Here is a 21,348-nt window from a genome sequence, read left to right on the forward strand (position 1 = left end):
TGCTCGCTCCCTGACGGGCGTCGGCGGCCGTGGCACCCCACGCGCTGTCAGACTACGCCGCTACGGTGGGGGGATGAGCGAACCGCAGCACGTCCGCGAGTCCGGCACCGGCACCCCGCTCGTGCTGCTGCACGCCTTCCCCCTGTCGTCCCGGATGTGGGAGCGCCAGCTCGCCGTACTGCCCGGCCCGGACGGCACGGCGGCTCGGGTCCTCGCCCCCGACCTGCGCGGCTTCGGCGCCGCCCCGCAGGGCGGCGAGGAGCCCTCGCTGGACGTGCTCGCCGACGACGTCGCCCGGCTGCTGGACCGGTCCGGCGTCGGACGGGCGGTGGTCGGCGGCCTGTCCATGGGCGGGTACGTCGCCCTGGCCTTCGCCCGCCGCCACGGCGACCGGCTCGCCGGGCTGCTGCTCGCCGACACCAAGGCCGACCCCGACACCGGGGAGGCCCGGGCCAACCGGGAGCGGATCGCCCGCGCCGTCCTGGCCCGCGACAGCGTCCGGCTGCTGGTGGACGAGCAGCTCCCGCAGCCCCAGCTCTCCGCCACCACCGTCCGGGAGCGGCCGGAGGTCGTGGACCGGGTCCGCGCGCTGATGTCCGAGGCCGCGCCCGCGGCGGTCGCCTGGGCGCAGCGGGCGATGGCCGCCCGACCCGGCAGCCGCGACGTGCTGCCCGCGGTCTCCGTGCCGGCGCTGGTGGTGGTCGGCGAGGAGGACGCCATCACGCCCGTGGGCGACGCCCGGGCGATGGCCGGGGCCCTGCCCGACGCGGAGCTGCGGATCGTCCCCGGGGCGGGGCACCTCACCCCGCTGGAGGCCCCCGACGCCTTCGACGACGCCGTGCGCGCGCTGCTGGCCCGCGTCACCGCGGCGGACCGCCCGTAGACCCCGCAGACCCCCGTAGCCCTCCGCAGGCCGCGGCCCGTGGACCGCGCCCGTGGACCGCGCCCGTGGACCGCGCCCGCGGACCCGGCCTGCGGCCCCCCGCGCCCCCGGCAGCCCCCTTCAGGCCCCGCCCGCGGAGGCGCCGCCCGTCCGGACCGCTCCCGCCCCCGCTCCGCCCCGCATCCTCCCCGGACGCAGGTGATCCCCGGCCGCGTGGCGGCCGGGGATCACCTCAGGAACCGACCCCGGGTCAGCGGCTCTGCTGCGCCGGGACGCTGCGGCCCAGGTCGTCGTCGCTGCTGCCGGCCGCGGCCACCGCCGCACCGGTCAGCGTCGCCAGCATCTCGCGGACGTTGGTGAGCTGGGCGTTGATGGAGTCGCGGCGGTTGGTCAGCGCCGCCAGCTCACGCTCGGACTCGCTGCGGATGCGGTCGGCCTTGGCGTTGGCGTCCGCCACGATGTCCTCGGACTGCCGCTGCGCGGTCTCCACCGTCTGGCGGGCCCGGCGCTCGGCGTCGGTCCGCAGCTTCTCCGCCTCCAGGCGGAGCTGCTCGGCGCGGTGCTCGATCTCCGCCAGCCGCTTCTCCGCCTTGGCCTGGCGGGCCGCCAGGTCGCGCTCGGACTGCTCGCGCCGCTTCGCCAGGTTGGTCTCGAAGTCGGCCGCGGCCTGGGCGGCCTTGGCGCGGGTCTCCTCGAAGAGGGCGTCCGCCTCCTCGCGCTTGTTCTGCGCGTCCTTGGTGGCCTCGGCCCGCAGCTGGGCGGCGTCGGAGTCGGCCTTGTCGACGATGCGCCGGCCCTCCTCCTCGGCCTTCGCCTTGCGGTCCTTCGCGTAGGCCTCGGCCTCCGAGCGGACCTGCTGCGCCGCGGCCTCGGCCAGCTCGCGGTGCTGCTCGGCGGCCCGGTGCGCCTCGTCCCGCAGGTCCTTGGCCTCCTCCTCGGCCAGCCGCAGGATCTTCTCCACGCGCGCGCCGAGGCCGGCGTACGAGGGCTCGGCGTCGGTGACGGCCGCCTGCGCGTTCTGCGTCTCGAGGTGCAGCTCCTCGATGCGCTTCTCCAGGGCCGTGATGCGCGAGAGGGCACTGTCCCGGTCGCTGACCAGCTTGGTGATGCGCTCGTCGACCTGGGCGCGCTCGTACCCGCGGCGCACGACGTCGAAGCCGTGCGGAGAGTGAGTGTCGCTCATGGGGATGGGGTTCCTGTCGTAAGACCGGTGAGGTGATAGGGGGAATCCTGGCACGAATCCGGAGTGTCATCGAGCGGAAGCCGGGGGTTGGTGCACAATGTCCGCTCAATCGGGTGGTGGGCCGTCGGCCCGCTTTCCACCCGACCGTGCGGAGCCGACCCCGGCCCCTGCCCTGGCGCCCCCGTCGCGGCCTCCGGGACCGCCGCCCGTCCTGCCCGTACCGCTTCCCCCGTTGGTCCCCCCGCTGCGCTGACCGGCAGCTGGCGGGGCCTCGAAGGCCTCCAGCGCCGACAGCACGTCCTGGACGCGCGCGATCTCGGTGTTGATGTCCTTGCGGCGCCGCACCAGCTCGTCCAGCTCGCGCTTCCCCGCCTGCGTGGTGCGGTCGGCCTCCCCGCGGGCCTCCGCCACGATCCGCTCCGCCTCCTCGCGCGCGAGGCGCAGCTCCTCCTCGGCCTTCTCCCCGGCCTCCCGCAGCCGCTCCTCGACCTCGGCCGCCGCCTTCTCCAGCCGCTCCTCCGCCTCCTCCTGGGCGGCGGAGAGCCGCTCGTCGGCCTCGGTGCGGCGCCGCTCGGCCTCCGCCTCGGAGTCGGCGAGCTTCTGCTCGGCCTCCTTCAGCAGGGCCTCCGCCTTGCGCACGGCGGCGATGCGGACCTTGCTGGCCTCCGCGGACGCCTCGGAGTTCAGCTCCGACGCCCGCTCCTCCGCGGCGGCGACCAGCGCGGCGGCCCGCTCCTCGGCCTCCGCCACGGTCTCCACCGCCTGCTCCTCGGCCTCGGTGAGCTGCTCCTGAGCCGCCGTCACCAGCTTGTCGACCCGCTCGCCGGCCGACCGCAGCGCCTCCGCGGCCTCCTTGCGGGCCCGCTCGTGCAGCTCCTCGACCTCCGCGTGCGTCCGGTCGCGCAGCTCCTCGGCCCGCTCCCGGATCGCCGTGGAGTCCCGGCGGACCTCCGCGAGCAGCGCGTCGGCGTCCGCCCTGGCGCGCTCCACCGCGGTGCGGCCCTCGGCGGCGCCCTCGGCGACCAGCCGGTCGGCCTCCTTGCGGGCGGCCGCCACCATGGCGTCCGCCTGCTCCTCGGCGGCGGCGGTGGTCGCCAGCGCGGCCGTCTGGGCCTCCCCGGTCAGCGCCTCGGCCTCCGCCCGCGCCTGTGCGACCAGGGACGCCGCCCGCTCCTCCGCCTCGGCGAGGGTCCGGGCCGCCGCGGCCCGGGTGGCGACGGCGTACTCGTCGGCCTCGGACCGCGCGGCGGCCGCCAGCTCCTCGGCCTCGGCCAGCAGCCGCGTGGCGTCCGCGTCGGCCGCGGCCCGCTGGTCGCGGCCGTACGCCTCGGCGGACCGCCGGTCCGCGTCGGCCTCCGCCCGCACCCGGGCGGCGTAGCCGTCGGCCTCGGCGTGCAGCCGGGAGGCGGCCTCCGCGGCCTCCTCGCGGACCCGCTCCGCCTCGGCGCCGGCCCGCGACCGCAGCTCGGCGACCTCCCGGGCGGCGGTCTCCCGCAGCTCCGCGGTCTCCCGCCCGGCCGCGGTCCGCACCTCGGCGGACTCCCGCTCGGCGTCCGCCCGCAGCTGGGCCGTCTGCCGCTCCGCCGCCTCGTACAGGCCCGCCACCGACTGGCGCACCTGGGCGGCCTCGTCCTCGGCGGCGGCCACCAGCTCGGCGGCGCGCCGCTCGGCCTCGCCGAGGGCGCGGGCGGCCTCGCTCCGGGCCCCCTCCAGCCGCTCGGCGGCCTCGGCGGAGAGCCGCGCCGCCTCCTCGCGGGCCGCGATGCGCTCCTGCTCCGCCTCGGCGGCCAGCGCGGCGGCGCGCGCCTCGGCCTCCGCCATCAGCTCGGCGCCCAGCTGCTCCGCGGTCTCCTGCGCCTGGCGGGCCTCCTCGCGCAGCCGGGCGGTCTCCACCTCGGCGTCCGCCCGCAGCCGCTCGGACTCCTCCCGGGCACCGGCCCGCAGCTCCTCGGCCTCGGCCTGCGCGTCGGCCCGCAGCCGGACCGCCTCGCCCTCGGCGTCGGCCCGCGAGGCGGCCACCTCGGCGGCGACCCGGCCCCGCAGCTCCTCCGCCTCGGCGGCGGCCGCCGCCCGGACCTCCTCGGCCTCCCGGGCCGTCCGCTCCGCCAGCTCCGCCGCCGCCTGCTCCGCCTCGCGGGCGGCCTGCTCGGCGGCCGCCAGCAGCGCCGCGGTCTCGGCCTGCTCGCGCTGCAGCCCCTCCGAGGCGGCCTCCCGCTCCCGGGCGGCCTCCTCGCGCAGGGCCGCGGCGTAGGCCTCGGCCTCCTCGCGCTGCGTCCGCACCACGGAGTCCGTCTCGGCCCGCAGCGCCCGCGCCTCCGCGTCCGCCTCGGCGCGGACCCGGGCGGAGAACTCCTCGGCCTCCCGGCGCACCGCCTCCGCGTGCTCCGCGGCCTGCCGCGCCAGCCGCTCGGCCTCCTGCCCGGCGGCCTCCCGCTCCTGGTCGCGCAGCCGCTCGGCCTCGGCGGTGATCTTCTCGGCCTCGTCGCGGGCCCGCGCCAGCACCTGCTCGGCGCGGCCCTGGACCTCCGCCGCCCGCTCCTTGGCCTGCTCGCGCAGCCGCTCCACCTCGCCGGCGGCGCCGGCCCGCAGGTCGTCGGCGTCGGCCTTGGCCCGGGTCAGCAGCTCCTCGGCGCTGCGGGCGGACTCCTCGATCTGCACCACGGCCTGGCGCCGGGCCTCGCTGCGGGCCCGCTCGGCCTCCGCGGCGGCCTCGGCCCGCAGCTGCTCGGCCTCGGCGCGGAACCGGGCCGCCTCGTCCTGCATGTCCTGGATGCGGGCGCGGATGTCCGCGGTCTCGCCCAGGACGGCGCTCTGCGCCTGCTCGGCGGCGGCCTCCGCCTCGGCGCGGAGCCGCTCCACCTCCGCCTTGGCCTCGGCCCGGATCCGCTCCGCCTCGGCGGCGGCCTCCGCCCGGGTCTCCTCGGCCGCGGCGGTGGCACGGGCCACCACGTCCTCGGCGGTGCGGGCGGCCTTGGCCAGGTGCACCGTGGCGTCCTTGGCGCCCTCGCTGCGGCCCTGCTCCAGGGCCTCGGCCCGCAGCGCCTCCGCGGTGGCCTCGGCCTCGGCGCGGAGCCGCTCCGCCTCCGCCTCCGCGGCGGCCCTGGCCTCGGCGGCCTCGGCCTTGATGCGGTCCGCCTCCCTGGTGGCGTTGGCCACCATGCGGGCGATCTCCGCCTTCGCGGTCGCGGTCCGCTGCTCGCTGGCGGCCTCGGTGTCGGCCACCCGGCGCTCGGCGGCGGCCTCGGCGTCCGCCTGCAGCTGCTCGGCGGACCGCTCGGCCTCGGCGCGCAGCTCGGCGGCCTCGCGGCGGGCCCGCTCCGCCTCGGCGGCGGCCTCCGCCCGCAGCCGCTCCACCTCGGCCCGGGACCGGGCCAGGGCCTGCTCGGCGGCGGCCTCCGCCTCGGCGGCCTCGCGCTTGAGCCGCGCGATCTCGTCCTGGGCGGCGGCCAGGCGGCCCTCCGCCTCGCTGGCGGCGCTGCCGCGCAGCCGCTCGGCCTGCGAGGCGGCCTCCTGGGCCTGCTCGGCGGCGGCCTTCAGCAGCCGCTCGGCCTGCTCCTGGGCGCGCTGCAGGGCGCGCTCCGCCTCGGCGCGGGTCGACTCGACGTCGGCGGCGGTCTGGGCGCGGGCCTGGTCGGCGATGGCGGCCGCCTCGGCACGGGCGGCGGCCAGCAGCCGCTCCGCCTCCAGCCGGGACTCCTGGAGGAGCCGCTGGGACTCCTGCTCCGTGCCGGCGCGGGCCTGCTCGGCCCAGTTGACGTTCTCGCTGACGTGCCGTTCGGCGTTGCGCCGCAGCTCCGCCAGCTCCTCCTCCAGGCGCTGCCGGCGGGCACGGGCCTCGGCCTGCATCTCGGCGTCCAGCCGGGCGCTGCGCTCGGCGGCCTCGGCCATCAGGCGCTGGGTGGCCGCCTGGGACTCGCGCAGCTGCCGCTCGGCGTCCGCCCGCAGCTGCTGGGCCTGCATCTCCGCGGTGCGCAGCAGCTGCTCGGCCTGCCCGGTGACGGAGTCGAAGGCGCGCGGCTGGGCGAGCTGCCGACGGGACTCGTGCAGCTTGGCCCTGAGGACCTCCACCTGGTAGCCGAGGTCCTCGGCATGCTCGACGGCCTTGTCCCGCTCCGTCCGAAGCCGGTCCATCTCGGCCTCGAACTTGGAGAGGTGATCGTCAACCTCGTAGCGGTCGTAGCCCCGCACTCCGCGGTCCCATCCATCTCCTGGTCGCGTCCTCGACCCGCGCGGGACAACCGGATCCCCTGCCCTGACTGGGATCGGTCCCGACGGACCCTTGCACCCGCGGCCGGTGGACGGCACCCCGGGGACGAGGGCCCTCCGCCACGGACGGAGCCGTCCGGCCGGTGGGCGGCCGTCCTGCGCCGCTCCGCCGTCCGGGTGAACTCCTCGGCGAAACTGTTGCCTTACCGGAGCATGGTGACAGATTCCGGCGCGACCTTCACCGGCCCGCTGCCGCCGCCCCTCCGGTCCGGCCGTCCCGGCGGCTCCGCCGCCGGGCACCGTCCGCCGCCCGCACGCTGCTGCCCTGCTCGTCCCCTTCGTCCGCGTGCCTGCCGGCCTGCGTCCCAGCGGCCCGTCCTCCACGGGCTTGGGCGCACCCGGGCATTGTAGTCGTGTCACGGGGGCCCCCACCGGCCACCTCCGGCTTTTTCCCTGGTTACCGGCGGGTTCCGCACCTTCTGCGGTGTCCGGCCCGGCGGGTGGGGGCCTCCCGTGGAGGTCCGGCGAAGGATTCGTGGGGTCCGGCGCTCAGTGGCCGCCGGTCTCCCCCTGGGCCTTCGCCGAGGTCACCAGCTCGGTGAGGACGCCGCCGCAGTCCTTGGGGTGCAGGAAGGTGATGCGGGACCCCATGGAGCCCGTGCGCGGCTCGTCGTACAGCACCCGCACGCCCTTGGCGCGGACGTCCGCGGCGTCGGCGTCCACGTCCGCGGTGCCGAAGGCGATGTGGTGGACCCCCTCGCCGTTCTTCGCCAGCCACTTGGCGACGGTGGAGTCCTCGCGGGTGGGCTCCAGCAGCTGGAGGTAGGAGGCGCCGCCGTCGTCGGTGCCGTTGATGCGCAGCATCGCCTCGCGCACCCCCTGCTCCTCGTTGACCTCGCTGTGGAAGACCTCGAAGCCGTAGGTGGAGCGGTAGAACTCCACCGTCCGGTCGAGGTCGAAGCAGGCGATGCCGATGTGGTCGATGCGGGTGAGCAAGGCGGCCTCCTGAGGGTGGGGCCGGGGCCCGGGAAGCGGGCCGGCCGGGGCGGGTGCGGACCGGCGGGCCGGGACCGCACGGTCACCAGTCCAGCGCATCCGGCGGCGGGGCGGCCAGTAGGGCGCCCTGCGAGTCTGCTCACACCCCGTGCGGGACGGATCACCCCGGGTGCCCCCATAGCGGACGCGCCGCCGCGCCGGGACCCGGTCGGCCGGGCGGGCGAAACCGGCCCGCGACGTGCCCGTGATCACACCCCGGCTGCGGTGACGGCGGGGATACGGCTCAGTACATTGGGCGAAAACCCTCACCCGGGCCCCGCCCGCCCGGCCGCCGCGGCCGCCCGGCCCGCCGGGACGGCCGGTGCCCGCCGCGCCGGGGCCCGTGGCCATGACGTGCGAAGGGGCTCGTTCCATGACCGGATCCGCAGGCACCACCTCTGTCATCGTCGCAGGTGCGCGCACCCCGATGGGCCGTCTGCTCGGCTCCCTCAAGTCCTTCTCCGGTGCGGACCTCGGCGGCTTCGCCATCAAGGCGGCCCTGGAGCGGGCCGGCATCACCGGCGAGCAGGTCCAGTACGTGATCATGGGCCAGGTGCTCCAGGCCGGCGCCGGCCAGATCCCCGCGCGCCAGGCCGCCGTCAAGGCCGGCATCCCGATGAACGTGCCCGCCCTGACCGTCAACAAGGTCTGCCTCTCCGGTCTGGACGCCATCGCCCTGGCCGACCAGCTGATCCGGGCCGGCGAGTTCGACGTCGTCGTGGCCGGCGGCCAGGAGTCGATGACCAACGCCCCGCACCTGCTGCCGAAGTCCCGCGAGGGCTACAAGTACGGCGCCGTGCAGATGCTCGACGCGATGGCGCACGACGGCCTCACCGACGCCTTCGAGAACATCGCCATGGGCGAGTCCACCGAGAAGCACAACACCCGGCTGGGCATCGGCCGCGCCGAGCAGGACGAGATCGCCGCCCTCTCCCACCAGCGCGCCGCCGCCGCCCAGAAGAACGGCCTCTTCGACGCCGAGATCGCCCCCGTGGAGATCCCGCAGCGCAAGGGCGACCCGGTGCTCTTCTCCCAGGACGAGGGCATCCGCCCCGAGACCACCGCGGAGTCGCTGGGCCGGCTGCGCCCCGCCTTCAGCAAGGACGGCACCATCACCGCCGGCACCTCCTCGCAGATCTCCGACGGCGCCGCCGCGGTGGTCGTGATGAGCAGGGCGAAGGCCGAGGAGCTGGGCCTGTCCTGGATCGCCGAGATCGGCGCGCACGGCAACGTCGCCGGCCCCGACAACTCCCTCCAGTCGCAGCCGTCCAACGCGATCGCCCACGCGCTCGCCAAGGAGGGCCTGACCGTCGCCGACCTCGACCTGATCGAGATCAACGAGGCCTTCGCCGCGGTCGCCGTGCAGTCCATGAAGGACCTGGGCGTCACCCCCGAGAAGGTCAACGTCAACGGCGGCGCCATCGCGCTCGGCCACCCGATCGGCATGTCCGGCGCCCGCATCGTGCTGCACCTGGCGCTGGAGCTGCAGCGCCGCGGCGGCGGCGTCGGCGCGGCCGCCCTGTGCGGCGGCGGCGGCCAGGGCGACGCCCTGGTCATCCGGGTGCCGAGGGCCTGACCGCGCGGGCGGCGCCCCGGGACCGCCGGTCCCGGGGCGCCGCCCGCCCCAGGGGCCGGTCCACGGTCCGACGTACGGTCGGGGGTGCACGCGGGTACGGTCCCGCATGCGCCCCCTCGCCGCCGACTGCCAAGAGAGATGACCTTCATGATCGATGTGCCGACGCTGGTGGAGCAGGCGCGGCAGGGCCGCCCGCGGGCGGTGGCCCGGCTGATCTCCCTGGTGGAGAACGCCGCGCCGCAGCTGCGGGAGGCGATGGCGGCGCTCGCGCCGCACACCGGCCGCGCGTACACGGTGGGGCTGACCGGCTCCCCGGGCGTGGGCAAGTCCACCTCCACCTCCGCGCTGGTCGCCGCCTACCGCCGGCGCGGCAAGCGGGTCGGCGTGCTGGCGGTGGACCCGTCCTCGCCGTTCTCCGGCGGGGCGCTGCTCGGCGACCGGGTGCGCATGCAGGAGCACGCCACCGACCCCGAGGTCTACATCCGCTCCATGGCCACCCGCGGCCACCTCGGCGGCCTGTCCTGGGCCGCCCCGCAGGCGCTGCGGGTGCTGGACGCGGCCGGCTGCGACGTGGTCCTGGTGGAGACGGTCGGCGTCGGCCAGTCCGAGGTGGAGGTCGCCGCCCAGGCCGACACCACCGTGGTGCTGCTGGCGCCCGGCATGGGCGACGGCATCCAGGCCGCGAAGGCGGGCATCCTGGAGATCGGCGACGTCTTCGTGGTCAACAAGGCGGACCGGGACGGCGCCGACGCGACCGCCCGCGAGCTGAACCACATGCTGGGCCTGGGGGAGTCCCGCGCGCCCGGCGACTGGCGGCCGCCGATCGTCAAGACGGTCGCGGCGCGCGGCGAGGGCGTGGACGAGGTCGTCGAGGCGCTGGAGAAGCACCGCGCCTGGATGGAGGAGCACGGCGAGCTGGCGGCCCGCCGCCGGCGCCGGGCGGCCGACGAGGTCGAGGCGATCGCGGTGGCGGCGCTGCGCAGCCGGATGGGCGACCTGCACGGCGACCGGCGGCTGGACGCGCTGGCCGAGCGGGTCGCGGCGGGCACGCTGGACCCGTACGCGGCCGCCGACGGCCTGGTCGACGGCCTCACCGGGGCCTGACCCGCCCGGGCGCCCGCGTGCGGCGCGGCCCGGCGGCGGCGCGGGCTCCTGCGGGCCGGCGGAGTGCGGCGCGGGCGCCTGCGGGGTGCGGTGCGGGCGCCTGCGTGGTGCGGTGCGGCGGGCGGCTCAGCCGCGGCCGCGCAGCGACCTCAGGTGCTCGGCGACGGGGGCCAGCGCCTCGTAGAGGGCGGCGACCTGGTCCTCGTCGAACCGGTCGATGAAGTGGTGGCGGACGCTGCGGACGTGGTCCGGGGCCACCTTCTGCAGCGTCTCCCAGCCCTTGTCGGTCAGCACCGCGTACAGGCCGCGGCGGTCGCCCGGGCACCCCTCCCGGACGACCAGGCCGGCCTTCTCCATCCGGGTGACCTGGTGGGAGAGGCGGCTCTTGGACTGCAGGGTGGCGGTGGCCAGGTCGGTCATCCGCATCCGCCGCTTGGGCTCCTCCGAGAGCACCACGAGGATCTCGTAGTCGTTCATCGCCAGGCCGTGCGGCTGGAGCTCCCGGCCCAGCTGGTGCTCCAGCAGCCTGCTCACGTCGAGGTGGGCGCGCCACAGCTGCTGCTCCCGCACGGAGAGCCAGGGGGCCCTGCCCTCGGCGTCGGCGTCGGGGGCGGCGGGGTCCTGGGAGGCGGTGTCGGCGTCCATGGGGACATGATACCCAAGGTTGTTTAACTTTGTACGAAGAGTGGGGCCCGCCTGTGACGGACCCCACTCCCGGCCGTGTCGCAGGCCGGCCGTGTCACAGGCCGAAGCGGCGCCCCAGGTCCCCCAGGTTGCCCAGTCCCGGGATGTTCACGTTGGGCAGCTGCTGCCCGCCGTACTGCTGCGGGGTGTGGGAGGGCGCGCCCGCGCCCGGGATGCCCGCCTCGTTCGGCACGTGCCCGGTGTTGATCTCCGCCATCAGCTTCTCCGACGACTGCAGCAGCACCTGGCCCGCGCCGATGAACTCGAACTGGTGCTCCTCGCCGGAGACCCCGCCGAGCCCGGTCAGCTGCCGGATGCCGCCCAGCACGCCCCGCATGTAGCTGTGGTCGTAGTGGTGGCACGGCGACGGACAGTCCGCCCAGCCCACCAGGGCCTGCGGGTCCACCCGGACCGGCGGCTCCACGAAGTGCACCGGCCCGTTGGACGCCGCCACGAACTTGCCCGTGCCGATCAGGGTGAGGAACCCCGGGATGATCGACTGCTTCAGCGACAGGCTCGGGTCGAACGCCAGCAGGTTGCCCGAGCGGACGGTGAGGTTGCCGTCCTCCAGGTCGTAGGAGTTCAGGTCGAACGCCCGGTCGGCCAGGATCATCCTCCCCTGGCCCTCGGCCACCACCCAGTCCGCGGCGTGCAGCGGCGAGTGGAAGCTCCGCCCCACCAGCTGGTCCAGCGGGCCGTGCCCGATGCCGTGGAACTGGATGTTCCCGTAGTACGCGACCATCTTCCCCTTCTGCAGGAAGTACTGGCCGTTGAGGTCCACGGAGAAGGCGTACGGGTTGACGTTGTCGTTCGCCGGCAGGGTGTGCGCGTCGTGCACCACCGGGCCGCCGACCGCCGTCTGCGGCAGGGGCGCCTGCGGGCCGCCGTACTGCTGCGGCTGCGGGGGCGGGTAGCCCCCCTGGGGCGGCGGATACCCCTGCTGCGGCGGATACCCCTGCTGGGGCGGATAGCCCTGCTGCGGGGGGTAGCCCTGCTGCGGCGGGTAGCCCGGCTGCCCGTACGGCGGCGGCTGCGGCGGGTAGGACATCAGAGCTTCTCCTCACTGGCCTGCACGTACACCGCTCCGTGGCCGGACAGCTCCAGCTGGAACGCCTCGCCCGAGCCGCGCCCCACCATGTCGCGCCAGCCCAGCGCCGTGGACAGCTTGTTCTGCACCTGGCCCCGGTGCGCCACGTACGCCTGCGGGTCGACGTGGACCGGCTGCTGGGGCGTGATCGGCAGCTCGATGACGCCGCCGTGGGCCATCACCGCCACCGAGCCCTGGCCGCTCAGCTGGGTGGTGAACAGGCCCTGCCCGGTCACCTGGCCGCGCACCATGCCCATCACGCCGCCCTGCGAGCCCATGAACATCGTCGACTGCTGCAGCGTGCCGTCGAAGGCGAGCAGCCGGTCGGCCTCCACGTAGAGGGTGTCGCCGGCCAGGTCGATCACGTGGACGTTGTGGCCCCCGTGCCCGAACATCACCCGGCCCTGCCCCTCGACCGTCATGAGCGGGGTGTCCTCGTTGGCCACCCGGCGGCCGATCATCGACATCAGGCCGCCCTGGCCGCCCGCCATGTTGGGCGTGAAGGTGACCTGGCCGCTGTAGGCGAGCATCGCGCCGCGCTGGCTGAACACCTTCTGGCCGGGGAGGACCTGCGCCTCGACCATCTTGCCGTTGATCTTCGTGAACGGCATCAGACGTCACCGCCGACCGTCACGCGCTCCGACGGCTGCACGTACACCAGTCCGTCGCCGACGAACTCGATCTGCATCGCCTCGCCGCCCCCCTCGCCGAAGAAGGTGCTGAAGCCCGCACCCGACCTGAAGTTCCGGTTGAGGTTGCCGGTGTGCGCGATGTACGCCCCCGGGTCGACCCGCAGCGGCATCCCCTGCGAGACCCGCAGGATGATCGCCGGACCGTCCGACATCACCGCCGCCCAGCCGTGGCCCTCCACCTTGGTGGTGAACAGCCCGTTGCCGGAGGCCGCGCCGTGCAGTCCGGTGAACGACGTGCCGGTGTGCAGCGTCGCCTCGGTGCAGAGCAGGTTGTCGGCCTCGACGAAGAGCGCCTCCCCGTTCAGCCGCACCAGGTTCACCTCGGTGGCGCGCTCCGCGAAGTAGCAGGTCCCCTGCCCCTTGACCTCCATCACCACCATCTGCTCGCCGGTCAGGCGGCGCGCGACCATGCCGCGCAGTCCCTCACCGCCGCCGGAGAGCTTCTTGAAGTTCATCTGGCCGGTGTACGCGACCATGGACCCGTTCCGGGCCTTCACGGCGTCGCCCGTCATGTCGACGGCGAGCACCTTGGACCCCTGCAGTCGAAACTGTGCCACGGGCGACAAGGTAGCCCGCATCCGGCCGATCGGGCGAGGGGCGCGCGCCGCACCGGTACCGATCCGGGACATGTCCCGGACCGCCCGGGCACGGCGCGCGGCCGGCGGTCAGCCGGCCGCCGGGCCCCCCGACACGCCGGCGGGGTGCGTCCCGGCGGCCTCCTCGACCTCCAGCAGCGACGCCGAGTGCCGCTCGGCCTCGAACGCCGCCCGGCCGCCGCGCAGCCCGAACAGCCGCTTGGAGAGCGCGATCCACAGCACCGCCAGCACGTTGACGACGAGGGTGGCGATCTTCAGCCAGCTGACCCGCTCGGTGAGCTCGTAGACCTCCAGCGGCAGGAAGGCCGCGGTGGCCACCACCGTCAGGTACTCCGCCCAGCGCCTCGCCATCCACAGGCCGACGCCCTCGACGATCTCGACCAGGGCGTAGACGAGCAGCGCCCCCGCCACGACCAGCAGGGTGGAGTGCCTGTACTCGAAGGTCTTCCGGATGGTGTCCACGACGGGGGAGTGGTCGATGTCGTAGTGGAAGTGGTCCGCCACCGGGCGCAGGACGGTGAGGTCCTCGTCGAAGAGCCGGTGCACCGCGTCCCGGCTGTTGGAGAACCGCCACACCGCCCAGGCGGCCAGCACGATGAAGACGCCGCGCACCGCCCGCTCCACGGCCAGGAACCGCAGGATGAACAGGTCCCGCAGCGCCTTGCCGCGCGGCACCAGCGGCGCCTCCCCGGCCGGGCCCGAGCCGTGCGGCTCGCCCAGCGCGAAGTCGCCGCAGCGCAGGCAGCGCCAGGCGTCGCCGACGGCGGTCACCGCGTGCAGCCGCTCGCGCAGTTCCTGCTCGACCGGCGCGTAGGTGATGTGGCCGCGGCGTGCGCAGGTCCGCCGGTCCCAGTCCAGTGCCATCGTCGTCCGCTCCCCGTTCCGCTGCGGGCCGGGGGGTCGGCCCGCGCCGCACGGCCGAGGATAGGCGCCGTCGCGGACGCCGGACCAGGCGCTTCCCCCGGGCGGGGGGTTCTGCGGCGCGGCTGTGACGCGGCTGTGACGTCGCTCGCAGCGGACGCCCCGGGCGGGGCGGGCGGGCCGGACGCGGTGATAATGGGCGGGAGTTTGTGCGCCCGTTCACAAGCAGTGCCGTCCACCCTGTGAGGTCAGCCGCCGTGCCCACCCCCGCTGCCGCCCAGAACGCCCCCGACCGGAACGCCCCCGCCACCGCGGACGGCGCCCCCGCACCCGCCGGGAGCAGCGCCGTCCACCGCCTGCGCCTCGTCTCCGCCCCCGAGGCGGTCTCCTTCCTCGTCCTGCTGGTCTGCTCGGTGCTCAAGCGCACCACCGAGTTCAACGCGGTCCCGGTGATGGGCGGCGTCCACGGCCTGCTCTTCGTCCTCTACGTGCTCTTCCTCCTCGACGCCTGGAAGAAGCAGGGGTGGGGCCTGCGCCGCGCCGCCGTGATGTTCGTGCTCTCGGTGCTGCCGACCGGCGGCTTCTTCGCCGAGCGGATGCTGGCCCGCGAGGAGCGCGAGGGCCTCGCCCCGGCGGGTGCGGCCGGGGGCGCCGCGGAGAGGGCGGCGGCCTGATGATCGTCGCCTTCTCGGTCACCCCGCTGGGTGTGGGGGAGGACGTCGGCGCGTACGTCGCCGAGGCGGTCCGGGTCGTCCGCGAGTCCGGCCTGCCCAACCGCACCGACGCGATGTTCACCTCCGTCGAGGGGGAGTGGGACGAGGTGATGGCCGTGGTCAAGCAGGCCGTGGACGCCGTCGCCGCCCGCGCGCCCCGGGTCAGCGTGGTGCTCAAGGCGGACGTCCGCCCGGGGGTCGTCGACGGCCTCACCGCCAAGGTCGACACCGTCGAGCGGCATCTCGCGGAGTCGTGAGGACGGGTCCCGGCGGCAGGCCCCGATGGCGGGTCCTGAGGGCGGGGCCCGAGGGCGTGCTGCCACGGCGCGGCCGTGCAGGGGCCTGCCCCCCCCGCACGCCGGAGGGCCGGCCGGCTCCCGTGGTCGCGGGAGCCGGCCGGCCCTCATGGAGAAACGTTCCTCCTGGCGTCGTGTCAGTTGACGTTCACGGCCGTCCAGGTCGCGGCGACCGCGTTGTACTCCGCGCTGCCGCTGCCGTAGAGGTCCGCGGCGGCGCTCAGCGTGGCGGTGCGGGCCGCCTTGTAGTTGGTGGTCGAGGTCATGTAGACCGTCAGCGCCCGGTACCAGATCGCGGCGGCCTTGTCGCGGCCGATGCCCGCCAGGGTGGCGCCGTTGTAGGTCGGGCTGTTGTAGCTGACGCCGTTGACGGTCTTGGCGCCGCTGCCCTCGGACAGCAGGTAGAAGAAGTGGTTGGCGACGCCCGAGGAGTAGTGGACGTCCAGGCTGCCGACGCCGGAGGACCAGTAGTCCGCCGACGCGCCGTCCCTCGAGGGCTTGTCCATGTAGCGCAGCGGCGTGCCGTTGCCGTTGAGGTCGATCAGCTCGCCGATCAGGTAGTCCGGCTTGTCGGTGGTGAGGTTCGCGGAGAACTCCACCATGGTGCCGAAGATGTCGGAGGTGGCCTCGTTGAGGCCGCCCGACTCACCGGAGTAGGCGAGGTTGGCGGTGCGGCTGGTGACGCCGTGGCTCATCTCGTGGCCCGAGACGTCCAGCTCGGTCAGCGGGTGGGTGTTGCTCGACCCGTCGCCGTACGTCATGCAGAAGCAGGAGTCGCTCCAGAAGGCGTTGACGTAGTTGCGGCCGTAGTGGACGCGGCTGTAGGCGCCCTTGCCGTCGTTGGCTATGCCGTTCCGGCCGAAGGTGTTCTTGTAGTAGTCCCAGGTGGCGGCCGCGCCGAACTGGGCGTCCACGGCGGCGGACTGGCCGTTGGAGACGGTGCCGTCGCCCCACGCGTTGTCCGCGTCGGTGTAGAGGGTGCCGGCGCCGGAGGTCTTGTTGGACAGGTTCGTCGTGTACTGGTTGCCGCGGGTGGCGTCCTTGAGCTGGTACGTGGAGCCCGAGAGGGTCGTGTTCAGCGGCACCGAGCCCACGAAGACGCCCTTGCCGGTGCCGGCGACGGTCTGGACCGCCTCGTGCCGGGAGAGGACGGCGCCCGAGGCGGCGTCGGTGACGACGTGCTGCTCGCTGGGGGTGCCGTCGGCGCGGGTGCCGGTGACGACGGTCTCGTAGGCCAGGCGCGGGGTGCCGGAGGCGGCCCAGACGACCAGCTTCGGGGCGGCCGCGGCGCCGACCGACCTCAGCGGGGACGCGTCCTTGTCGGAGGTGTCGCCCACCAGCGACCTCACCGCGCTCGACGCCTCGCCCGCGGCCTTGGCCGGGGCGAGGGCCGGGGTGAGGCTCTTTAGTGCGATCCGCTTCGAGACGGCGCGGTCGACCGACTTCACGGCGCCGCCGGCGACCTGGTGGACGACCAGGTCGCCGCCGAGCACCGGCAGGCCGCCGTAGGTGCGGTCGTAGCGCACGTGGCGGGTGCCGTCGGCGTCCACCACGACGTCCTTGACGACCAGCTTCTCCTGGCTGCCGAGGGCCAGCGTCCGGGCCAGGGCGGGAGCCTGGGTGCGGGCCAGCTCCACCGCCGCGGCGCGCTGGGCGGAGGCGGCCGGCGCGGCGGACGCGCCGACGGCGGCGTTGGCCGTTCCGGTGCCCGCCTGGATGCCCACGACGAGCATGGTGGAGGCGGAGAGGAGGGCTCCGGCGGTCAGCTTTCGCTTCACTGTGTTCCCTTTCGGTACCACCGCGTGTGCGCGGTCGCGCGTCGCTCCGGGGGCGTCGGGTGTGCGCCTTCGAGGGCGGAGCGGGCGCGGACGTGCAGCTCCGTGCGGTTTCACGGCGCTCGCGGTGGGTGGACGCGGGCGCCGTACGGGGCTGACCGGAAGCATGACAATTGAATAAGTGAAATGACAGGGTCCGCTCAGTGGTTGGCGGACTTTCGCCACAACCCCGTCGCCCGCCGTTCGTCCTCCGGTCGCCCGCCGGGGCTCCGAACCGGACGAAGCGGGTGCGGACGGCCGGTTCCGCCTGCGATCGAGGGGCTGCAACCGGCCAATCCCCCGCGGAGTGCGGCCTGCCGTTGACACGCGGCGGCCCCGCGTGATCGTCGATCATGCTGGTCCGGACCAGTCCCGCCCGCGGCGGCGCCCCGCCACCGCCCGCCCTGTGGACAGGGCCTCGGCCGTCCGCCGGACCGCCGGTACGGTGGGGACGTGCCCAAGCAGCTCAGCCTCGACTTCGACCCGATCGCCCGCGCCGACGACCTGTGGACCCGGCGCTGGGGGGCCGTGCCCTCCATGGCCGCGATCACGTCGGTCATGCGCGCCCACCAGATCCTGCTCGGCCGGGTCGACGCGGTCGTCAAGCCGTACGGGCTGACCTTCGCCCGCTACGAGGCCCTGGTGCTGCTCACCTTCAGCCGCACCGGCGAGCTCTCCCTCTCCAAGATCGGCGAGCGGCTCATGGTGCACCCCACGAGCGTCACCAACACCGTCGACCGCCTGGAGCGCGCCGGCCTGGTCTCCCGCCGCCCCAACCCCCTCGACGGCCGCGGCGTCCTCGCCGCCATCACCGACCGCGGGCGCGCGGTGGTGGAGGACGCCACCCGCGACCTCATGGCCATGGACTTCGGCCTGGACGAGTACGACGCCGACCGGTGCCGCGAGATCTTCGACCTGCTGCGGCCGCTCCGCGTCGCCGCCGGCGACTTCACCGAGCCGGAGCCGGAGCCGGAACCGGAACCGGAACCCGAGCCCGAGCCCGCGTCCGGGAAGGCCGCCGCGGCGGCGAGCAGCGGCTGACCGCCCCCCGCGGACGCCCGCCGCACGCACGGGTGCAGGGGCCGGCGGCCGGCCCGGCCGGCCCGGCCGTACCGGCAGGGCGCGCCCCTCCCCGGCGGCCGCCTGCCGGGCGCTCTCGGCATGCGCGCTCCGGGCCGAGGACCGCAGAGGAGTGCGGACGGTGCGATCGACTGCTGTCCGCCCGGTCCGGGGGAGGCCGCCCGGCCGGCTCCGCGGGACCGGTGCGGGGAGAGGGCCGGCTCCCGTGTCCGGCTGTCGGCGAAGCCGCTCTGCGAAGGGTCCCGCCCCGGGGGCGTGCGCAGGGTCCGCAGGGGCCGGGGTTACCCTCGGGGAGGCGGTGCCGAGTCCGGACACACCGCCCCGAACCCCTGGCATGTGAGGCGAACGCGGTGAAGTCGAACCCCCTGCTGACCTGGTACCGGGTGCTGGCCTACGCCACCGGCTGCGCGCTGCTGCTGCTGTGCGGCTTCATGGTCGCCAAGTACGGCTTCGGCGCGGGCAGGGACGCCACCCTCTACGTGGCGCAGCTGCACGGCTACCTGTACATGGCCTACTTCGTGGTGGCCTTCCTGCTGGGCATGAAGCTCAAGTGGCCGCTCGGCAAGCTGGTGCTGGTCCTGGTCGCCGGCACCGTCCCGCTGGCCTCGTTCTTCGCCGAGCGCCGGGTCGTGCGGGACGCCGCGCCGCAGGAGCGGGAGCCGCAGCCGGTCCGCGCCTGACCCCTCCGCCTGCCGCGGGCGGTTCCTCCCTCCGGGGGAGGGACCGCCCGCGGCGCGTTTGGGCCGGAATGCGCCCGTCGACAATTACTAGGACGTCCGAGTAAATTGTGGGGACGTACTGGCAGTCGCACGGGAGCGGGGTTCACGGCATGGATGCCGAGGAGATCGAGGCCGGCCGGAGCCGCTGGCAGCAGCGGTACGACGCGGCGCGCAAGCGCGACGCCGACTTCACCACGCTGTCCGGGGACCCGGTCGAGCCCGTGTACGGGCCGCCGCCCGGGCAGCCCGTCGAGGGCTTCGAGCGGATCGGCTGGCCCGGCGAGTACCCCTTCACCCGCGGGCTGCACCCCACCGGGTACCGGGGCCGCTCCTGGACCATCCGGCAGTTCGCCGGCTTCGGCAACGCCCGGCAGACCAACGAGCGCTACCGGATGATCCTCGACGCGGGCGGCGGCGGCCTCTCCGTCGCCTTCGACATGCCGACCCTGATGGGCCGCGACTCCGACGACCCGCGCTCGCTCGGCGAGGTCGGCCACTGCGGCGTCGCCATCGACTCCGCCGCCGACATGGACGTCCTCTTCGAGGGCATCCCGCTCGGCGAGGTCACCACCTCGATGACCATCTCCGGCCCGGCCGTCCCGGTCTTCTGCATGTACCTGGTGGCCGCCGAGCGCCAGGGCGTCGACCCGGGCACCCTCAACGGGACCCTGCAGACCGACATCTTCAAGGAGTACATCGCCCAGAAGGAGTGGCTCTTCGCGCCCGAGCCGCACCTGCGCCTGATCGGCGACCTCATGGAGTACTGCGCGGCCGGCATCCCCGCCTACAAGCCGCTCTCGGTCTCCGGCTACCACATCCGCGAGGCCGGGGCCACGGCCGCGCAGGAGCTGGCCTTCACGCTCGCCGACGGCTTCGGCTACGTCGAGCTCGGCCTCTCCCGGGGCCTGGACGTCGACGCCTTCGCCCCCGGCCTCTCCTTCTTCTTCGACGCGCACCTCGACTTCTTCGAGGAGATCGCCAAGTTCCGCGCCGCCCGCCGCATCTGGGCCCGCTGGATGCGCGACGTGTACGGGGCGAGGACCGACAAGGCGCAGTGGCTGCGGTTCCACACCCAGACGGCCGGCGTCTCCCTCACCGCCCAGCAGCCGTACAACAACGTGGTCCGCACCGCCGTCGAGGCGCTCTCCGCGATCCTCGGCGGCACCAACTCCCTGCACACCAACGCCCTGGACGAGACCCTCGCCCTGCCCTCCGCCCAGGCCGCCGAGATCGCCCTGCGCACCCAGCAGGTGCTGATGGAGGAGACCGGCGTCGCCAACGTCGCCGACCCGCTGGGCGGCTCCTGGTACGTGGAGGCGCTGACCGACCGCATCGAGGCCGAGGCGGAGAAGATCTTCGAGCGGATCCGCCGCATGGGCGAGCGCGACGGCGGCGCCGAGCACCCGGTCGGGCCGATGACGGCGGGCATCCTGCGTGGCATCGAGGACGGCTGGTTCACCGGCGAGACCGCCGAGTCGGCCTTCCGGTACCAGCAGGCCGTTGAGAAGGGCGAGAAGCGGGTCGTCGGCGTCAACTGCCACACCTCCACCGTCACCTCCGACCTGGAGATCCTCCGGGTCAGCCACGAGGTCGAGACGGAGCAGGTGAAGCTGCTCGCCGAGCGGCGGGCGGGGCGCGACGAGGCGGCCGTGCGCGCGGGGATCGCCGCGATGCTGGACGCCGCCCGGTCCGGGGCCAACATGGTGCCGCCCATGCTGGAGGCGGTGCGGGCGGAGGCCACGCTGGGCGAGATCTGCGACGCGCTGCGCGAGGAGTGGGGCGTCTACACCGAGCCGCCCGGCTTCTGAGCCGCCGGTCCCGGGCCCTCCGGCCCCCTGACCCCGGGCCCCCGGGGTCCGGGTGCGACCCCCACGAGCCCGCAGGGGCGCCGCGGAGCCTGTCCCGCGGCGCCCCTGCGGCGTGCCGCGCCCCCGCGCCCCCGATGCCCGGCGCCTCCCGCGCCCCGCGTCCCCGGCCCCCGTCCGGGGCCCGGCCCCGTCAGGGCCGCTGCGCCGGGCGCCCCGCGGAGAGGCCGGAGAGCGGGGCGAGCAGCAGCGTGGTGAAGCGGTGGATCCACGCCTCGCCGACGGACTCGCCGCTGACCAGGATGCGGTGCTCCACGGTGCCCGCGATCGTGTCGAAGATGAGGTCCACCTCCTCGCGCGCGGCGGCCTCGTCCGCGTCCGGCGGCAGCTCGCCGCGCTCCTGGGCGCGGGCCCGCCCGCAGCGCACCAGCTCCTTCTGCGGGTCCACGATGGCCTCCCGGATGCGGCGCCGCAGCAGCGGGTCGCGGGTGCCCTCGGCGAACAGCGCCAGCAGCGCGGCCTGGGTCTCGGGGCGCGAGAGCAGCGCGGCGAACCGCTGCACCACGGCCTCGATGTCGGCCTGCAGGCTGCCGAGGTCGACGATCTCCAGGTCCTCGAAGAGGTCGGCGACGGCGTCGACCACCAGCTCGTTCCGGGAGGGCCAGCGCCGGTAGAGGGTGGTCTTGGCCACGCCCGCGCGCTCCGCGACGTGGCCCATGGTCAGGCCGCCCCAGCCGAGTTCGGCGAGGGCCGCGCGGGTGGCGTCGAGGATGGCGCGGTCGGCCGCGGCGCTGCGCGGCCGGCCCTTGGCCGGGGAGGGGGGTCCGGTGGGTGCGGCGGCCACGTGCGGTCTCCTGGGTGGGGAGGGGGACGTGTGGGGAGGGGGACGTGCGGGGAGCGGCGTGCGGGGCGGTGCCCCGGGGCGGTGCCCCGGGGCGGGGATCCGGCGGGCGCGGCCGGGTCGGAGCCGCCGGGTGAGCGTATCCGCAGGCAGGCGGTGCCGCGGTACCGGGA

18 protein-coding genes are annotated in these 21,348 nt (G+C 75.4%); 8 read left to right on the forward strand and 10 right to left on the reverse strand.

The window, feature by feature from the left end; all coding sequences use genetic code 11:
- Window positions 1–73 precede the first annotated feature (73 nt).
- The gene (locus tag LO771_RS11330; RefSeq protein ID WP_230650721.1) at window positions 74–883 is read left to right on the forward strand and encodes an alpha/beta fold hydrolase; all 810 of its coding nucleotides are present in this window, start codon (window positions 74–76) and stop codon (window positions 881–883) included.
- A 250-nt stretch (window positions 884–1,133) separates the two neighbouring features.
- Here the strand turns inward: LO771_RS11330 and LO771_RS11335 are convergent, their stop codons facing one another.
- The 3 genes from LO771_RS11335 to mce all read right to left on the reverse strand — a co-directional run bounded on the left by LO771_RS11335 (window position 1,134) and on the right by mce (window position 7,268).
- Window positions 1,134–2,066 (reverse strand): cellulose-binding protein, encoded by a 933-nt coding sequence (locus tag LO771_RS11335; protein WP_230650723.1) that lies wholly within the window; start codon window positions 2,064–2,066, stop codon window positions 1,134–1,136.
- Between the two features lie 105 nt (window positions 2,067–2,171).
- A complete protein-coding gene (locus LO771_RS11340; RefSeq protein WP_308188874.1) occupies window positions 2,172–6,254 on the reverse strand; it encodes a hypothetical protein in 4,083 nt (1,360 codons plus the stop codon).
- 567 nt (window positions 6,255–6,821) lie between these two features.
- Complete coding sequence (gene mce, locus LO771_RS11345) at window positions 6,822–7,268, reverse strand: methylmalonyl-CoA epimerase (RefSeq protein WP_230650726.1); 447 nt, start codon at window positions 7,266–7,268, stop codon at window positions 6,822–6,824.
- A 412-nt stretch (window positions 7,269–7,680) separates the two neighbouring features.
- Between mce and LO771_RS11350 the strand changes: the two genes are divergently transcribed.
- Together LO771_RS11350 and meaB are read left to right on the forward strand one after the other, a co-directional pair.
- Window positions 7,681–8,883 carry an acetyl-CoA C-acetyltransferase gene (locus LO771_RS11350; protein WP_230650729.1) on the forward strand — a complete coding sequence of 401 codons (1,203 nt, stop codon included), beginning with the start codon at window positions 7,681–7,683 and terminating at the stop codon, window positions 8,881–8,883.
- Window positions 8,884–9,030: 147 nt separating this feature from the next.
- Window positions 9,031–9,987 carry a methylmalonyl Co-A mutase-associated GTPase MeaB gene (meaB, locus tag LO771_RS11355; protein WP_230650735.1) on the forward strand — a complete coding sequence of 319 codons (957 nt, stop codon included), beginning with the start codon at window positions 9,031–9,033 and terminating at the stop codon, window positions 9,985–9,987.
- Between the two features lie 126 nt (window positions 9,988–10,113).
- Here the strand turns inward: meaB and LO771_RS11360 are convergent, their stop codons facing one another.
- From LO771_RS11360 to LO771_RS11380, 5 genes are all read right to left on the reverse strand, one after another.
- Window positions 10,114–10,632 carry a MarR family winged helix-turn-helix transcriptional regulator gene (locus LO771_RS11360; RefSeq protein ID WP_230650738.1) on the reverse strand — a complete coding sequence of 173 codons (519 nt, stop codon included), beginning with the start codon at window positions 10,630–10,632 and terminating at the stop codon, window positions 10,114–10,116.
- 94 nt (window positions 10,633–10,726) lie between these two features.
- Window positions 10,727–11,719, reverse strand: coding sequence for an AIM24 family protein (locus LO771_RS11365; protein WP_230650740.1), 993 nt, complete (start codon window positions 11,717–11,719; stop codon window positions 10,727–10,729).
- Window positions 11,719–12,369, reverse strand: a complete 651-nt coding sequence (locus LO771_RS11370; protein ID WP_230650743.1) for an AIM24 family protein — start codon at window positions 12,367–12,369, stop codon at window positions 11,719–11,721. The genes LO771_RS11365 and LO771_RS11370 overlap by 1 nt, the downstream gene beginning before the upstream one ends.
- Window positions 12,369–13,007 (reverse strand): AIM24 family protein, encoded by a 639-nt coding sequence (locus LO771_RS11375; RefSeq protein ID WP_230650746.1) that lies wholly within the window; start codon window positions 13,005–13,007, stop codon window positions 12,369–12,371. Before LO771_RS11375 ends, LO771_RS11370 begins: the two co-directional genes overlap by 1 nt.
- 108 nt (window positions 13,008–13,115) lie before the next feature.
- Window positions 13,116–13,910, reverse strand: coding sequence for a DUF2127 domain-containing protein (locus tag LO771_RS11380; RefSeq protein WP_230650749.1), 795 nt, complete (start codon window positions 13,908–13,910; stop codon window positions 13,116–13,118).
- Between the two features lie 353 nt (window positions 13,911–14,263).
- On the opposite strand from LO771_RS11380, the gene LO771_RS11385 reads away from it, so the two are divergent.
- Both LO771_RS11385 and LO771_RS11390 read left to right on the forward strand, forming a co-directional pair.
- Complete coding sequence (locus tag LO771_RS11385; RefSeq protein ID WP_230651035.1) at window positions 14,264–14,581, forward strand: DUF3817 domain-containing protein; 318 nt, start codon at window positions 14,264–14,266, stop codon at window positions 14,579–14,581.
- Window positions 14,581–14,877, forward strand: coding sequence for an MTH1187 family thiamine-binding protein (locus tag LO771_RS11390; protein WP_230650753.1), 297 nt, complete (start codon window positions 14,581–14,583; stop codon window positions 14,875–14,877). The genes LO771_RS11385 and LO771_RS11390 overlap by 1 nt, the downstream gene beginning before the upstream one ends.
- A gap of 176 nt (window positions 14,878–15,053) precedes the next feature.
- On the opposite strand, the gene LO771_RS11395 is transcribed toward LO771_RS11390, so the two are convergent.
- Window positions 15,054–16,649, reverse strand: coding sequence for a M4 family metallopeptidase (locus LO771_RS11395; RefSeq protein ID WP_255744165.1), 1,596 nt, complete (start codon window positions 16,647–16,649; stop codon window positions 15,054–15,056).
- Between the two features lie 534 nt (window positions 16,650–17,183).
- Between LO771_RS11395 and LO771_RS11400 the strand changes: the two genes are divergently transcribed.
- From LO771_RS11400 to LO771_RS11410, 3 genes are all read left to right on the forward strand, one after another.
- Entirely contained in the window at window positions 17,184–17,771 is a 588-nt protein-coding gene (locus LO771_RS11400; protein WP_230650758.1) for a MarR family winged helix-turn-helix transcriptional regulator, read from the forward strand.
- Between the two features lie 389 nt (window positions 17,772–18,160).
- Window positions 18,161–18,490, forward strand: coding sequence for a DUF3817 domain-containing protein (locus LO771_RS11405; RefSeq protein ID WP_230650761.1), 330 nt, complete (start codon window positions 18,161–18,163; stop codon window positions 18,488–18,490).
- Window positions 18,491–18,639: 149 nt separating this feature from the next.
- Window positions 18,640–20,337 carry a methylmalonyl-CoA mutase gene (locus LO771_RS11410; protein WP_230650764.1) on the forward strand — a complete coding sequence of 566 codons (1,698 nt, stop codon included), beginning with the start codon at window positions 18,640–18,642 and terminating at the stop codon, window positions 20,335–20,337.
- 190 nt (window positions 20,338–20,527) lie between these two features.
- Here the strand turns inward: LO771_RS11410 and LO771_RS11415 are convergent, their stop codons facing one another.
- Window positions 20,528–21,178: a TetR/AcrR family transcriptional regulator gene (locus LO771_RS11415; RefSeq protein ID WP_230650767.1), complete on the reverse strand. Its 651-nt coding sequence runs from the start codon at window positions 21,176–21,178 to the stop codon at window positions 20,528–20,530.
- Window positions 21,179–21,348: the final 170 nt, after the last annotated feature.

Origin of the sequence: Streptacidiphilus sp. ASG 303 (assembly GCF_020991365.1) — a bacterium.
Taxonomy (GTDB): domain Bacteria; phylum Actinomycetota; class Actinomycetes; order Streptomycetales; family Streptomycetaceae; genus Peterkaempfera.

Bases quoted from the DNA above. Each gene is read 5' to 3' on its own strand.
- LO771_RS11330 (WP_230650721.1), top strand. From the start codon at position 74: ATGAGCGAACCGCAGCACGTCCGCGAGTCCGGCACCGGCACCCCGCTC.
- LO771_RS11335 (WP_230650723.1), bottom strand. From the start codon at position 2,066: ATGAGCGACACTCACTCTCCGCACGGCTTCGACGTCGTGCGCCGCGGG.
- LO771_RS11350 (WP_230650729.1), top strand. From the start codon at position 7,681: ATGACCGGATCCGCAGGCACCACCTCTGTCATCGTCGCAGGTGCGCGC.
- meaB (WP_230650735.1), top strand. From the start codon at position 9,031: ATGATCGATGTGCCGACGCTGGTGGAGCAGGCGCGGCAGGGCCGCCCG.
- LO771_RS11360 (WP_230650738.1), bottom strand. From the start codon at position 10,632: ATGGACGCCGACACCGCCTCCCAGGACCCCGCCGCCCCCGACGCCGAC.
- LO771_RS11365 (WP_230650740.1), bottom strand. From the start codon at position 11,719: ATGTCCTACCCGCCGCAGCCGCCGCCGTACGGGCAGCCGGGCTACCCG.
- LO771_RS11370 (WP_230650743.1), bottom strand. From the start codon at position 12,369: ATGCCGTTCACGAAGATCAACGGCAAGATGGTCGAGGCGCAGGTCCTC.
- LO771_RS11380 (WP_230650749.1), bottom strand. From the start codon at position 13,910: ATGGCACTGGACTGGGACCGGCGGACCTGCGCACGCCGCGGCCACATC.
- LO771_RS11390 (WP_230650753.1), top strand. From the start codon at position 14,581: ATGATCGTCGCCTTCTCGGTCACCCCGCTGGGTGTGGGGGAGGACGTC.
- LO771_RS11395 (WP_255744165.1), bottom strand. From the start codon at position 16,649: ATGCTCGTCGTGGGCATCCAGGCGGGCACCGGAACGGCCAACGCCGCC.
- LO771_RS11410 (WP_230650764.1), top strand. From the start codon at position 18,640: ATGGATGCCGAGGAGATCGAGGCCGGCCGGAGCCGCTGGCAGCAGCGG.